The organism is Streptomyces sp. NPDC127038 (assembly GCF_042725875.1).
GTDB lineage: Bacteria > Actinomycetota > Actinomycetes > Streptomycetales > Streptomycetaceae > Streptomyces.
The window spans coordinates 1-13,443 of the sequence record NZ_JBHXDQ010000062.1 but is presented as its reverse complement, the minus strand read 5'-3'; the positions used below and the strand labels follow the sequence as shown (position 1 = coordinate 13,443).

The 13,443-nt window shown below is 73.0% G+C and carries 11 protein-coding genes; 10 read left to right on the top strand and 1 reads right to left on the bottom strand.

Features of this window, described 5'->3' with window-relative positions; all coding sequences use genetic code 11:
* The first annotated feature begins 112 nt into the window (after positions 1 to 112).
* The 4 genes from ACFWI4_RS32145 to ACFWI4_RS32130 all read left to right on the top strand — a co-directional run bounded on the left by ACFWI4_RS32145 (position 113) and on the right by ACFWI4_RS32130 (position 4,340).
* The gene (locus ACFWI4_RS32145; RefSeq protein ID WP_387203491.1) at positions 113 to 565 is read left to right on the top strand and encodes a MazG nucleotide pyrophosphohydrolase domain-containing protein; all 453 of its coding nucleotides are present in this window, start codon (positions 113 to 115) and stop codon (positions 563 to 565) included.
* Positions 566 to 711: 146 nt separating this feature from the next.
* Positions 712 to 1,608 (top strand): alpha/beta hydrolase, encoded by an 897-nt coding sequence (locus tag ACFWI4_RS32140; RefSeq protein WP_387203489.1) that lies wholly within the window; start codon positions 712 to 714, stop codon positions 1,606 to 1,608.
* A 131-nt stretch (positions 1,609 to 1,739) separates the two neighbouring features.
* Complete coding sequence (gene miaB / locus ACFWI4_RS32135; protein WP_387203486.1) at positions 1,740 to 3,266, top strand: tRNA (N6-isopentenyl adenosine(37)-C2)-methylthiotransferase MiaB; 1,527 nt, start codon at positions 1,740 to 1,742, stop codon at positions 3,264 to 3,266.
* A gap of 345 nt (positions 3,267 to 3,611) precedes the next feature.
* Positions 3,612 to 4,340 (top strand): class III extradiol dioxygenase subunit B-like domain-containing protein, encoded by a 729-nt coding sequence (locus tag ACFWI4_RS32130; RefSeq protein WP_387203483.1) that lies wholly within the window; start codon positions 3,612 to 3,614, stop codon positions 4,338 to 4,340.
* A gap of 131 nt (positions 4,341 to 4,471) precedes the next feature.
* Here the strand turns inward: ACFWI4_RS32130 and ACFWI4_RS32125 are convergent, their stop codons facing one another.
* Positions 4,472 to 4,726 (bottom strand): antitoxin, encoded by a 255-nt coding sequence (locus ACFWI4_RS32125; protein ID WP_387203480.1) that lies wholly within the window; start codon positions 4,724 to 4,726, stop codon positions 4,472 to 4,474.
* A gap of 210 nt (positions 4,727 to 4,936) precedes the next feature.
* Here ACFWI4_RS32125 and miaA point away from each other — a divergent pair, with 210 nt between their 5' ends.
* The 6 genes from miaA (at position 4,937) to hflX (ending at position 13,385) form a co-directional block, all read left to right on the top strand.
* Positions 4,937 to 5,875 (top strand): tRNA (adenosine(37)-N6)-dimethylallyltransferase MiaA, encoded by a 939-nt coding sequence (miaA, locus tag ACFWI4_RS32120; RefSeq protein ID WP_387203477.1) that lies wholly within the window; start codon positions 4,937 to 4,939, stop codon positions 5,873 to 5,875.
* Between the two features lie 107 nt (positions 5,876 to 5,982).
* Positions 5,983 to 6,522, top strand: coding sequence for a hypothetical protein (locus ACFWI4_RS32115; RefSeq protein WP_385401745.1), 540 nt, complete (start codon positions 5,983 to 5,985; stop codon positions 6,520 to 6,522).
* A 72-nt stretch (positions 6,523 to 6,594) separates the two neighbouring features.
* A complete protein-coding gene (gene dapF, locus ACFWI4_RS32110) occupies positions 6,595 to 7,464 on the top strand; it encodes a diaminopimelate epimerase (RefSeq protein ID WP_387203474.1) in 870 nt (289 codons plus the stop codon).
* A 281-nt stretch (positions 7,465 to 7,745) separates the two neighbouring features.
* Positions 7,746 to 9,965, top strand: a complete 2,220-nt coding sequence (locus ACFWI4_RS32105; RefSeq protein WP_387203471.1) for a RelA/SpoT family protein — start codon at positions 7,746 to 7,748, stop codon at positions 9,963 to 9,965.
* Positions 9,966 to 10,093: 128 nt separating this feature from the next.
* Entirely contained in the window at positions 10,094 to 11,599 is a 1,506-nt protein-coding gene (locus ACFWI4_RS32100; protein WP_387203468.1) for a M1 family metallopeptidase, read from the top strand.
* A 289-nt stretch (positions 11,600 to 11,888) separates the two neighbouring features.
* A complete protein-coding gene (gene hflX, locus ACFWI4_RS32095; RefSeq protein WP_385401606.1) occupies positions 11,889 to 13,385 on the top strand; it encodes a GTPase HflX in 1,497 nt (498 codons plus the stop codon).
* The last annotated feature ends 58 nt before the right edge of the window (positions 13,386 to 13,443 follow it).

The window sequence follows — 13,443 nt, the reverse complement described above, 5'->3', positions numbered from 1 at the left end:
GATCCTGCCAGCCCGGGCCCGTTCCTGGCCAGGCCCGGACCCGCCGGCGGGTCCGTCGGGGATCGGGAGCCGGGCCGGGCCTGTGCTTCCCGGGGATGGGTAGGCTCGCCGAATGCAGCCGTCCTCGCCGTCGCAGGCCCCTGTCCCGCCGTCCGGCTCCGCGGTGTCCTCCCCCGCCTCGCTGGTCCGTGAGTTCCACCTCGCCTTCGGCCTCGACGTGCGCGGCACCCCGGCCGAGGTCTCCCCGCGGCTCGCCGCACACCGTGGCGAGCTGCTGGCGGAGGAGGCGGCCGAGGTCGCCGAGGTCGCGGTCGGCGGCCCGCTCGACCGGCTCGCCCACGAACTCGCCGACGTCGTGTACGTGGCGTACGGCACGGCCCTCGTCCACGGCATCGACCTCGACGAGGTCATCGCGGAGATCCACCGGGCCAACATGACGAAGCTCGGCCCCGACGGGCACGTGACCCGCAGGGCAGACGGCAAGGTCCTCAAGGGCGAGCACTACCGGGCACCGGACGTGTCGGAGGTGCTGCGAAGGCAGGGCTGGAGCGCGCCGGACGCGTAGAACCCGGGTATGCCCCCTCGGGGAGCCGCAGTCGCCCGTACGGACCGTACGGGGGAGGCCGCACCCGCCCGTACGGACCACGGGGGGAGGTGGGAGGCCGACCGTCCGCCGACGCCCATGGGCACCAGCGACGACCAGGAGAGCGCATGAACGAGCCGAGCGATCCGCACGAACCGGCCGCACTCGATCTCCCGGTCGAGGGCGGAACCCTGCGTGTCCTGAGGTTCGGCCGGGGACCGCGGACCGCGCTCGCGGCCCACGGCATCACCGGATCCGGGATGTCCTTCCGTGCCATGGCCCGTCGGCTCCCCGACGAGTGGAGCCTGTTCGCGCCCGACCTGCGCGGCCGCGGCGGAAGCGCGACCACCCCCGGGCCGTACGGACTCGACCGGCACGCCCGGGACCTGTGCCGCCTGGCCCGCGACCTGGGCGGCGGCCGGCCGGTCGCCCTGACCGGCCATTCGATGGGCGCCTACGTCGCGCTGCTCGCGGCCGTGCGCCGGCCAGGGCTGTTCGACCGGCTGCTGCTCGTCGACGGCGGCCTGCCGCTGCCCGTCCCGCCCGGCGCGGACCCCGACGCCGTCCTCGACGCCACCCTCGGACCGGCACTGGCCCGCCTCGGCCGGACGTACGCCACCGACACGGACTACGTCGACTTCTTCCGCGCGCATCCGGCGCTGGGACCCCACTGGAACGCCGACATCGAGGCGTACGTGCGCTACGACGTCGCCGGACCCCGCGGTGCCCGGCGTTCGAAGGTGCGGGAGGACGCCGTGCGCCACGACGGACGTGATCTGCTGACGTCCGACGCCCTGTTCGCCGCCCGCCTCACGGAACTGAGCGTCCCGGCCCTGCTGCTGCACGCGCCGCTCGGGCTGCTCGGCCAGGAGCCGCCGATGCTCCCGCCGTCCGTCGTCGAACGCCTGACCGGCGGGCCGGACGGCCTCCCCGCCGAGCTGATCGAGGGCTCCAACCACTACACGATCCTGCTCGGGACCGCCGCGGAGACCCTCGCGGAACGGTTCGTCACGCTCGGCGGATGACCCCGCGCCGACCCGGCGCCGAGGGGACGGACCGCACGCCGGGTACCGGAATCCGTACGTCCAGTGACGCCCGGCGGAGAGCGCGGACTCCGGCGTCCGGACGCACTCCCGGCACCGCCTACCCTTGTCCCATGAGCAGCGGCGACCGGAGTCAGGCAGTGGACGTTCAGGAATCCAAGACGTACGAAGTGCGCACCTACGGGTGTCAGATGAACGTCCACGACTCCGAACGGCTCTCCGGGCTCCTGGAGGACGCCGGTTACGTGCGGGCGCCCGAGGGTGCGGACGGGGACGCCGACGTCGTCGTCTTCAACACCTGCGCCGTCCGCGAGAACGCCGACAACAAGCTCTACGGCAACCTCGGCCGCCTCGCCCCGATGAAGACGAAGCGCCCCGGCATGCAGATCGCCGTCGGCGGCTGCCTCGCCCAGAAGGACCGCGACACCATCGTGAAGCGGGCGCCCTGGGTGGACGTCGTCTTCGGCACGCACAACATCGGCAAGCTGCCGGTCCTCCTGGAGCGCGCCCGCGTCCAGGAAGAGGCGCAGATCGAGATCGCCGAGTCCCTGGAGGCCTTCCCCTCCACGCTGCCGACCCGCCGCGAGAGCGCGTACGCGGCCTGGGTGTCGATCTCCGTCGGCTGCAACAACACCTGCACCTTCTGCATCGTCCCCGCGCTACGCGGCAAGGAGAAGGACCGCAGGACCGGCGACATCCTGGCCGAGATCGAGGCACTGGTCGGCGAGGGCGTCTCCGAGATCACCCTCCTCGGCCAGAACGTCAACGCGTACGGCAGCGACATCGGCGACCGCGAGGCCTTCAGCAAGCTGCTGCGCGCCTGCGGGAAGATCGAGGGGCTGGAGCGCGTCCGCTTCACCTCGCCGCACCCGCGCGACTTCACCGACGACGTGATCGCCGCCATGGCCGAGACGCCGAACGTGATGCCGCAGCTGCACATGCCGATGCAGTCCGGCTCGGACACCGTCCTGAAGGCCATGCGCCGCTCGTACCGCCAGGATCGCTTCCTCGGCATCATCGAGAAGGTCCGGGCCGCGATCCCGCACGCGGCGATCACCACCGACATCATCGTGGGCTTCCCCGGCGAGACCGAGGAGGACTTCGAGCAGACCCTCCACGCGGTCCGCGAGGCCCGCTTCTCGGCCGCCTTCACCTTCCAGTACTCCAAGCGCCCCGGCACCCCGGCGGCCACCATGGAGGGGCAGATCCCCAAGGAGGTCGTCCAGGCGCGCTACGAGCGTCTCGTCGCCCTCCAGGAGGAGATCTCCTGGGACGAGAACAAGAAGCAGGTCGGCCGCGTCCTGGAGCTGATGGTCGCCGAGGGCGAGGGCCGCAAGGACGGCGCCACCCACCGTCTGTCGGGCCGCGCCCCCGACAACCGGCTGGTCCACTTCACCAAGCCCGACGAAGAGGTCCGCCCCGGTGACGTGGTCACCGTCGAGATCACGTACGCGGCCCCGCACCACCTCCTCGCCGAGGGCGCCGTCCTGGAGGTGTGCCGCACGCGCGCCGGGGACGCCTGGGAGAAGCGCAACGCCGCCGAGGCCGCCAAGCCCGCCGGCGTCATGCTCGGCCTGCCGAAGATCGGCGCCCCCGAGCCCCTGCCGGTCGCCACGGGCAGCGGCTGCGGCTGCGACTGACCACGGGGGTGGCTGACCGCGGGCGCGGCTGATCACAGGCGCGGCTGATCACGGCTCCGCTCGACCTCGGCCGCGTCCGACCGTGGCCGGCCTGACCTTGGCCGTGTCTGACATCGGCCGCGCTCGACCTCGGCCGTGCCTGACCTTCGGCTGCGCCTGACTTCAGCCGTGCTCGACCTCGCCGTGGCCCGTCACGGCCGTGGCTCATCGGGGGCCGCCGAGGACCACGGCTGCGGGCTGCGGGGTGTTGCCGGGCTAGGACCGGCCACGGCCCGGCGCGGGCGGTGTACGCAACCGGGCCGGGGCCGGGGCCCATCGGCGGGGTACGGCGTTACGCTGCGGATCATGCTTGTAGCCGCCGCAGTCTGCCCCTGCCCTCCGCTGCTCGTCCCCGAGGTCGCCGCCGGCGCGGCGCCCGAGCTGGACGCCGCCCGCACCGCCTGCACGGACGCGCTCGGCGTGCTCGCCGCGTCCCGCCCGGACCTGCTGGTCGTGGTCGGACCGGCGGAGGAGAGCGGGCGCGGACCCCATCCGGAGGGCGCCACCGGCTCCTTCGCCGGCTTCGGGGTCGACCTCGCCGTACGCCTCGGCCGCGCGGACGCGGCGGGTCGGAGCCCGGCGTCCGCCGGGCGTGCGCTTCCGTCCTCCCTCGCCGTCGCCGCCTGGCTGCTGGAACGCGCCGGCTGGTCCGACGCCCCGGTGGAGGGGCTCGGGGTCGGGGAACCGCTGGAGACCGAGCGGTGCCTCCGGGCGGGGGAGGAGATCGGCGCGCGGGCCGGGCGGGTGGCCCTCCTGGTGATGGGCGACGCCAGCGCGTGCAGGACCCTCAAGGCCCCCGGCTATCTCGACGAGCGCGCGGAGGGCTTCGACGCGGAGGTCGCCCGCGCGCTCGCCACGGCCGACCTCGCGGCCCTCAAGGCGCTGGACGCCTCTCTGGCGTACGAACTGAAGGCCGCCGGGCGTGCCCCCTGGCAGATCCTCGCGGGCGCGGCCGAGGGCGCGGGACTCGGCGGCGCCCTGCTCCACGAAGACGCCCCCTACGGGGTGGGATACCTCGTGGCCGCCTGGTCCTAGGCGCGGGGGCGGCGCGCTCCGACGGCGGCCGCACGCGACGGGACGACGGCGCTGCGAGGATGTCGGCCGCCCCCGACGGGACGCCGGCGCTCCGACGGCGGCGGCCGCTCCGAGGCCGGTACGAGCCGGGTTCAGGACGCCCGGGGCGGGTCCGGCGGGCTCGTGTCCGGGCCGTCGTCCTTGTGTGCGAGGCGGTCCACGGCGTCCTTCGCCTTGCCCGTCCCCGTCTGGATCTTGTCGCTGTACTTGTGCTTGGTCTTCTCGTCGACCACCTTCGCGGCCTTGTCGAGGCCGTCGGCGACCTTGTGCCCGTGCTGCTGCGCGAGCCCGGAGACCTTGCCCTTCGCGGGCTCCAGTTTCGCTTTCAGATTGTCCATCAGACCCATGGTTCGCCTTCCCTGGCGCGGCGGTCGGGTGGGGACCTCGCCCCTCCGGAGAGGCCGCCGCCCACCTCCGGCGAAGCTGCTCGAAAACGCCCGTACCGGATCAATACGTTACTCGTGGGGGCGGCGTTCCGCGTCGCCCGGCGGGGCCCGGAACGGAGGCGTCCGGCGGCTCGTTGGAGGAGAGGCCCCCGGGTTTGCGAGACTGGGGCGGTGAGCAGCGCACCCCCCGCACCCCGGGTCATCGCCGTCGTCGGACCGACCGCGGCAGGAAAGTCCGATCTGGGCGTCTTCCTCGCCAGGCGTCTCGGCGGCGAGGTCGTCAACGCCGATTCGATGCAGCTGTACCGCGGGATGGACATCGGCACCGCCAAACTGACGCCCGCCGAGCGCGGCGGCGTCCCGCACCACCTCCTGGACATCTGGGACGTGACGGTCACCGCCAGCGTCGCCGAGTACCAGCGGCTTGCCCGCGCCCGGATCGACGCGCTGCTCGCCGAGGGCCGCTGGCCCGTCCTGGTGGGCGGCTCCGGGCTGTACGTCCGCGGAGCCGTCGACAAGATGGAGTTCCCCGGCACCGACCCCGCCGTACGCGCCCGTCTGGAGGAGGAGCTCGCCCTGCGCGGCCCCGGGGCCCTGCACGCGCGGCTCGCCGTGTCCGACCCCGGCGCCGCCCGGGCCATCCTGCCCAGCAACGGCCGCCGCATCGTCCGTGCCCTGGAGGTCATCGAGATCACCGGCAAGCCCTTCACCGCCAACCTGCCCGGCCACGACTCCGTGTACGACACCCTTCAGATCGGCGTCGACGTGGCCCGCCCCGAACTGGACGAGCGCATCGCCCGCCGGGTGGACCGGATGTGGGAGGCCGGGCTCGTGGACGAAGTGCGCGCTCTGGAGGCGCAGGGACTGCGCGCCGGGCGCACGGCGTCCCGCGCGCTCGGATACCAGCAGGTGCTCGCGGCGCTCGCCGGGGAGTGCACCGAGGACGAAGCCCGCGCCGAGACCGTTCGCGCCACCAAGCGCTTCGCGCGCCGCCAGGATTCATGGTTCCGGCGCGATCCCCGGGTGCATTGGCTGAGTGGGGCTGCGACGGATCTCACGGAACTTCCGGAACTCGCACTGGCGTTGGTCGAACGACCGGTCACAGCCTGATCACGTCATGGCATCGGGACGCTCCGGCCGTCATCCGGGCCTCCGGCGCCGTGCCATCATCAAGCTTCGATCGACCAGTGAAGTCCGAGTTGGGAGGGCGCGTGGCGATGGAGGCCGGCCCTCGCGACACTGCACGCGGCGCCGAGTACGGCGCCGACGGGGACGGAGTTCGTCTGAGCATCGATCCGGACGCCGACCCCGGCGTCGAGCCGGAGCTGGGCGGAGAGCGACTGAGCTCCGACGGCCCCGAGGACACCCCCGGCGGGGTGATCGCCGACGGCCCCGGCCCCGGCGAGATGTCCCCGGAACCGGAGGTCGAGGTCGAGCTCCGGCCGCAGCGCCTGCTGCGCATCTGGCAGCTCGCGCCCATCGTGGCGCTGGCCGCGACGGGCTCCCTGATGTTCGCCTTCCCGCTCGCCTTCGAGTTCGGCGACGGCGGCGCCGTGGTCGCCATGCTCGGACTGCTGATCTGCCTGTGCGCGGCCGGCTGGGGCATGATGGCCGCCCGCCGCGTCGGCTACGCGCTGCCCGGCCTCCCGCCGCGCGGCTCCGGCCGGCGCGCCGACTGGCGGGTGGTCCTCGCCTACGTCGTGGTCGTCGCCGCGGTGGCCGTGCTCGCCGTCGGACGCGTGGCCCGGCTGCGCTGACCCCCGGGCGGGCCCGCTCCTCCGCCCCCCCGTGCCCGGCGGACGCCCTCGGCGACCCCGTACGATCGAGGAATGAGCACGCGGATCGCCTTCCTCAAGGGTCACGGGACCGAGAACGACTTCGTGATCGTCCCCGACCCGGAGAACGTCATCGACCTCCCTCCCGCCGCCGTCGCCGCCCTGTGCGACCGCCGCGCGGGCATCGGCGGCGACGGTCTGCTGCACGTCGTGCGGTCCGCCGAGCACCCCGAGGCCAAGGAGATGGCGGCCGAGGCGGAGTGGTTCATGGACTACCGCAACGGCGACGGTTCGGTCGCCGAGATGTGCGGCAACGGAGTGCGTGTGTTCGCCCACTACCTCCACCGCGCCGGGCATGTGGCCGAAGGGGACACCGCGGTCGCCACGCGCGGTGGCGTGAAGCCCGTGCACATCGCCAAGGACGGCGACGTCACCGTCGGCATGGGCAAGGCCCTCCTCCCCGAGGGCGAGGTCACGGTGAGCGTCGGCGAACGCAGCTGGCCCGCGCGCAACGTGAACATGGGCAACCCGCACGCGGTCGCGTTCGTCGACGACCTCGCGCACGCCGGCGATCTGTACGCACCGCCGCCGTTCGCCCCGGCGTCGGCCTACCCGGACGGGGTCAACGTCGAGTTCGTCGTCGACCGGGGGCCGGGTCATGTCGCCCTGCGGGTCCACGAGCGCGGCTCCGGCGAGACCCGCTCCTGCGGCACGGGCGCCTGCGCCGTGGCCGTCGCCGCCGCCCGCCGCGACGGCGCCGACCCCGCCGTGACCGGAACCCCGGTGACGTACACGGTCGACGTGCCCGGCGGACGCCTCGTCATCACCGAGCGCCCGGACGGCGAGATCGAGATGACGGGCCCGGCGGTGATCGTCGCCGAGGGCGAGATCGACGCGGAGTGGCTGGCCGCCGCGGCGCGTTGAGCCCCGCTGCGGCGCCGGGTGCCCCCTCCGGGTCCGACGCCGCTCCCGCCGAAGGACGGACGTCGTACGTCCTTGCCGTCCCTTCCAGGAAATCGAAACCGTAAACCCCAAAACCTTCGCTCGAATGGGTGATCCGTTTCACGCTCGGCGAGAGGCGGTCTGCCAGGCGTGGTGGGGTCGGTAGCATCAAGCACCGGCCCGGACGGGGGACCGACACCATCCCCTGAGCCGAGTTCGCCCTGGGGCACCCGTCCGCCGGTCTGACGCAGCCGGAGGTGCCCATGAGTGCGGAGGCGACGAACCCCGCGACGCCAGGCCCCGTCACGCCCGCCGTGCAGCACGCGGCGGAGCTGGAGCCCGGAGTGCCCCCGGCGCACCGCAAGAAGGCGCGGCCCCGGATCGACCTGCGCCGCCTGGGACGGGCCGCGTTCCTCGGGTCCGCGGCCCGCGACCGGATGCCGGACGCCATCGGGCACGTGGCCGAGGCCCACCGCGCCCACCACCCCGACGCCAAGCTGGAACCGCTGCGCCGGGCCTGGGTGCTCGCGGAGTCCTCGCACCGGGGCCAGATGCGCAAGAGCGGCGAGCCGTACATCACCCATCCGCTCGCCGTGACCCTGATCCTCGCCGAACTGGGCGCCGAGACGACGACCTTGACCGCCTCGCTCCTCCACGACACCGTCGAGGACACGGAAGTGACGCTCGATCAGGTCCGTGAGGAGTTCGGCGACGAGGTCTGCTACCTCGTCGACGGCGTCACCAAACTGGAGAAGGTCGACTACGGCGCCGCGGCCGAACCCGAGACCTTCCGCAAGATGCTCGTCGCGACGGGCAACGACGTCCGGGTCATGTCGATCAAACTCGCCGACCGGCTGCACAACATGCGCACCCTCGGTGTCATGCGCCCCGAGAAACAGGCACGCATCGCCAAGGTGACCCGGGACGTGCTCATCCCCCTCGCCGAACGCCTCGGCGTCCAGGCGCTCAAGACCGAACTGGAAGACCTCGTCTTCGCGATCCTGCACCCCGAGGAGTACGAGCACACCCGCGAACTCATCTCCGAGAACGCGGGCCGCGACGACGACCCCCTCGCGGACATCGCCGAAGAGGTCCGCACCGTCCTGCGCGACGCCGGGATCCAGGCCGAAGTCCTCATAAGGCCGCGGCACTTCGTCTCCGTGCACCGGGTGTCACGCAAACGCGGCCCGATGCGCGGCGCCGACTTCGGACGCCTGCTGGTGCTCGTGAACGAGGACGCCGACTGCTACGGGGTCCTCGGCGAACTGCACACCTGCCTCACCCCGGTGGTCTCGGAGTTCAAGGACTTCATCGCCGTCCCCAAGTTCAACCTGTACCAGTCGCTGCACACGGCCGTCACCCGCGGCGACGGCCAGGTCGCCGAAGTCCTCATCCGCACCCACCAGATGCACAAGGTCGCCGAGGCCGGAGTCATCGCGCTCGGCAATCCCTACGCGGCCCCGTCGGAGGAACAGCCGGACGGCGGTGGCGACCGCCCCTTCGACGGCGAGCGCGCCGACCCCACCCGCCCCGGCTGGCTCTCCCGGCTGCTCGACTGGCAGCAGGGCGCCCCGGACCCGGACACCTTCTGGTCGACACTGCGCGAAGACCTCGCCCAGGACCGCGAGATCACCGTCTTCCGCGCCGACGGAGGCTCGCTCGGCCTTCCGGAGGGCGCCAGTTGCGTCGACGCGGCCTACGCGCAGTACGGCGAGGACGCCCACGCCTGCATCGGCGCCCGCGTCAACGGCCGCCTGGCGACGCTGAGCACGGTCCTGCGGGACGGGGACACCGTTCAGCTGCTCATGGGCCAGGACCCCGCCTCCGAGCCGTCCAGGGAGTGGCTGGAGCACGCGCACACGCCCGCCGCCAGGATCGCCATCCAGCGCTGGATGGCCACCCACCCCGCACCCGGCGACGAGGAGACGGCCAAGGCCCCCGCCACCGGCCCCCGCCGGCCCGCCGCGGCCCCGGCACGCCCCGCCGAGACGCCGCCCGCCCGCCCCGCCGGCACCCAGAACACCCGCCCCGCCAGCGCCGTCGCCGACCTGCCCGGCGCGTCCGTACGCATGGCGGGCTGCTGTACGCCCGTACCGCCCGACGAGGTGACCGGCTTCGCCGTCCGCGGGGGAGTGGTCACCGTGCACCGGGTCGAGTGCGCCGGAGCGGCGCGCATGAAGAGCGCGGGGCGCCCGGAGGTGGGCGTGAGATGGGGGGACACCGCCGAATGCCGGGTCACCCTGCTCGCCGAGTCGTTCGGCCGCCCGCACCTGCTCGCCGACCTCACCGAGGCCATCGCGGCGGAGGGGGTCGCCATCGTCTCCGCGACCGTCGAACCCCCGAGCCAGCAGCGCGTGCGCCACACGTACACGCTCCAACTCCCGGACGCGGCCCGCCTCCCGGGCCTGATGCGCGCGATGCGCAACGTGCCCGGCGTGTACGACGTGAGCCGCCCCCAGCATCCGGCGACCGCGGACCGGTGACCGGGCGGCGACGACCGGCCCGAGCGGGCCCCGCGCGCTGGCCCCAATGAACCCCGGCACCTACCCGTTCGGGTGGGCCGGGTGCGAGTCGGCGGCGCCGGACCGGTGCGCGCTGGTAGCCGTGGTCCATGCCGCTCAACGCCACCCCCACGCCCGCACGCCCGAGGAGCCGCCGCGTCACGGCGGCCCTGCTCGCCTCGGCCGTCTCCGTCTGTCTGATCGCCGCGAGCGCCCCGGACCCGGCCGTGCCCCTGGGAGTCGGCGACCGGCTCTTCCCCACCCTCGGCAACCCCGGGTACGACGTGGAGTCGTACGACCTCGACTTCACCTACCCCGGCAGCAACGACAAGCCGCTCACGGCCGTCACCACGATCGACGCCCTGACCACCGAGCCGCTCGACCGCGTCAACCTCGACTTCGCGCACGGGAGCGTCCGGTCCGTCGACGTCAACGGATCCCCCGCCCGCTTCACGAAGGCCGGCGAGGACCTGGTGGTGACCCCGGCCGAACGGCTGCCCGCCGGGTTCCCGCTGCGGATCACCGTGCGTCACACCAGTGACCCGGTGAGCGCGAAGGGCCAGGACGGAGGCTGGGTACAGACCAAGGACGGGCTCGCGATGGCCGGCCAGGCCGACGCCGCGCACCTGGTCTACCCGTGCAACGACCACCCCTCGGACAAGGCCCTGTTCACCATCCGGGTCACGGCGCCCGACCGGTACACGGTCGTGGCCAACGGTCTCCCCGAGGGCACCCGCAGGGCCCACGGCAGCACCACCTGGACGTACCGGACCGAGCACCCCATGGCCACCGAGCTGACCCAGGTGTCCATCGGCCGCTCCGCCGTGCTGCACCGCCAGGGGCCGCACGGACTGCCCGTACGGGACGTGATCCCCAGCGCAGACAAGGCCGCGCTCGAACCCTGGCTGCGCAAGACCCCGGGCCAGATCGCCTGGATGGAGAGCAAGGTCGGACCGTACCCCTTCGAGACCTACGGGCTGCTGATGGCCCAGGCGCAGACCGGCTTCGAACTGGAGACGCAGACGCTGTCGCTGTTCGAGAAGGAGCTGTTCACCCAGCCCGCCTACCCGAAGTGGTACGTCGACTCGATCATGGTGCACGAGCTGTCGCACCAGTGGTTCGGCGACAGCGTCACCCCCCGCACCTGGTCGGACGTGTGGCTCAACGAAGGGCACGCCACCTGGTACGAGGCCCTGTACGCCGAGGAGAAGGCGCACAAGCCGATGGAGAAGCGGATGAAGGCCGCCTACCGGCTGTCCGACTCCTGGCGCGCCGCCGGCGGGCCGCCCGCCCGGCCCAAGGGCCCCAAGCCCGGCCAGAAGATCAGCATCTTCCGGCCGAACGTCTACGACGGCGCGGCCCTGGCGCTGTACGCGCTGCGCCAGGAGATCGGGCACCGGGCCTTCGAACGCCTGGAGCGCACCTGGGTGAGCGTCAACCGTGACGGTGTGGCCTCGACGGCCGACTTCGTGGACCTCGCCTCCGCCGTCGCCGCCCGCGATCTGCGCGGGTTCTTCAAGGCATGGCTCTACGGGGAGAAGACACCGCCGATGCCGGGGCACCCGGACTGGAAGAGCGACGCCCCCACGGCGAAGGCGCTCAAGAAGAGCCGGTGAGGACCCGGCGCGGGCGGGCACCCGGGGCGACGCGAACGCCCCGGGGACGCCGGGACCGCGCGGACGCCGAGGCCCCGCGGGCGGCCGTGCCCGCGGGTGTCCGGCGGGTCACGATAAGTCGCGTGACGCGCCCCACCACGCCGTGGGACCATCTTCGAACCGGCGGCGCCGCCCCCTTCGGAGGGCCGGCCGGACCGGAGCCGGGAATCTCCCGGAGGCCGTGGACGTTGTTCCCTTCGTGGGGCGGTATCCGTCGGCCCGCAGCTCATCCCAGCTACGTAAGGATCCAATGACCTCCTCTTCTTCCCCTTCCCAGGAAGCGCAGACCTCCGCGCAGAACTACCCCGAAGGTCTTCGGGCCGATGCCCTGATGGAAGAGGACGTCGCCTGGAGCCACGAGATCGACGGAGACCGGGACGGCGAGCAGTTCGAACGCTCCGAGCGCGCGGCCCTGCGCCGCGTGGCGGGCCTCTCCACCGAGCTCGAGGACGTCACCGAGGTCGAGTACCGACAGCTCCGTCTGGAGCGCGTCGTCCTCGTCGGTGTCTGGACCTCGGGAACCATCCAGGACGCCGACAACTCGCTGGCCGAGCTGGCCGCCCTCGCGGAGACCGCGGGAGCGCTCGTGCTCGACGGTGTCGTCCAGCGCCGTGACAAGCCCGACGCGGCCACGTACATCGGTTCCGGCAAGGCCAACGAACTCCGGGACATCGTCCTGGAGACCGGCGCCGACACCGTCATCTGCGACGGTGAGCTGAGCCCCGGCCAGCTGATCCACCTCGAGGACGTCGTCAAGGTCAAGGTCATCGACCGTACGGCCCTGATCCTCGACATCTTCGCCCAGCACGCCAAGTCCCGAGAGGGCAAGGCGCAGGTGGCCCTCGCGCAGATGCAGTACATGCTGCCGAGGCTGCGGGGCTGGGGTCAGTCGCTGTCACGTCAGATGGGCGGCGGCAAGGGCGGCGGCCTCGCCACCCGTGGTCCCGGTGAGACCAAGATCGAGACGGACCGGCGCCGCATCCGCGAGAAGATGGCGAAGATGCGCCGGGAGATCGCGGAGATGAAGACCGGCCGCGAGATCAAGCGCCAGGAGCGCCGCCGCAACAAGGTGCCCTCGGTCGCCATCGCCGGCTACACCAACGCCGGAAAGTCGTCCCTGCTCAACCGCCTCACGGGCGCGGGCGTCCTCGTCGAGAACGCGCTGTTCGCGACCCTCGACCCGACCGTGCGCCGGGCCGAGACCCCGAGCGGCCGGCTGTACACGCTGGCCGACACGGTCGGCTTCGTACGGCATCTGCCGCACCACCTGGTCGAGGCGTTCCGCTCCACCATGGAGGAGGTCGGCGACTCCGACCTGATCCTGCACGTCGTGGACGGTTCGCACCCGGCACCGGAGGAGCAGCTCGCCGCCGTGCGCGAGGTCATCACCGACGTCGGCGCGACCAAGGTCCCCGAGATCGTGGTGATCAACAAGGCGGACGCGGCCGACCCGCTGGTGCTCCAGCGTCTGCTGCGGATCGAGAAGCGCTCCATCGCGGTCTCGGCGCGCACGGGCCAGGGCATGGACGAACTCCTCGCCCTGATCGACAACGAGCTGCCGCGTCCCTCGGTCGAGATCGAGGCGCTCGTCCCGTACACGCACGGCAAGCTGGTCGCCCGCGCCCACACCGAGGGCGAGGTGATCTCCGAGGAGCACACCGAGGAGGGCACCCTGCTCAAGGCGCGGGTCCACGAGGAACTGGCGGCGGACCTCGCACCGTACGTCGCCGCCCCGGCGCTCCGCTGAGACAGGGGGACCGGTCGGCGGACAGCCGACCGGTCCCGTACACGGCGAAGGCCCGCCC

Bases quoted from the DNA above. Each gene is read 5' to 3' on its own strand.
- ACFWI4_RS32145 (WP_387203491.1), top strand. From the start codon at position 113: ATGCAGCCGTCCTCGCCGTCGCAGGCCCCTGTCCCGCCGTCCGGCTCC.
- ACFWI4_RS32140 (WP_387203489.1), top strand. From the start codon at position 712: ATGAACGAGCCGAGCGATCCGCACGAACCGGCCGCACTCGATCTCCCG.
- miaB (WP_387203486.1), top strand. From the start codon at position 1,740: ATGAGCAGCGGCGACCGGAGTCAGGCAGTGGACGTTCAGGAATCCAAG.
- ACFWI4_RS32130 (WP_387203483.1), top strand. From the start codon at position 3,612: ATGCTTGTAGCCGCCGCAGTCTGCCCCTGCCCTCCGCTGCTCGTCCCC.
- ACFWI4_RS32125 (WP_387203480.1), bottom strand. From the start codon at position 4,726: ATGGGTCTGATGGACAATCTGAAAGCGAAACTGGAGCCCGCGAAGGGC.
- ACFWI4_RS32115 (WP_385401745.1), top strand. From the start codon at position 5,983: ATGGAGGCCGGCCCTCGCGACACTGCACGCGGCGCCGAGTACGGCGCC.
- dapF (WP_387203474.1), top strand. From the start codon at position 6,595: ATGAGCACGCGGATCGCCTTCCTCAAGGGTCACGGGACCGAGAACGAC.
- ACFWI4_RS32105 (WP_387203471.1), top strand. From the start codon at position 7,746: ATGAGTGCGGAGGCGACGAACCCCGCGACGCCAGGCCCCGTCACGCCC.
- ACFWI4_RS32100 (WP_387203468.1), top strand. From the start codon at position 10,094: ATGCCGCTCAACGCCACCCCCACGCCCGCACGCCCGAGGAGCCGCCGC.
- hflX (WP_385401606.1), top strand. From the start codon at position 11,889: ATGACCTCCTCTTCTTCCCCTTCCCAGGAAGCGCAGACCTCCGCGCAG.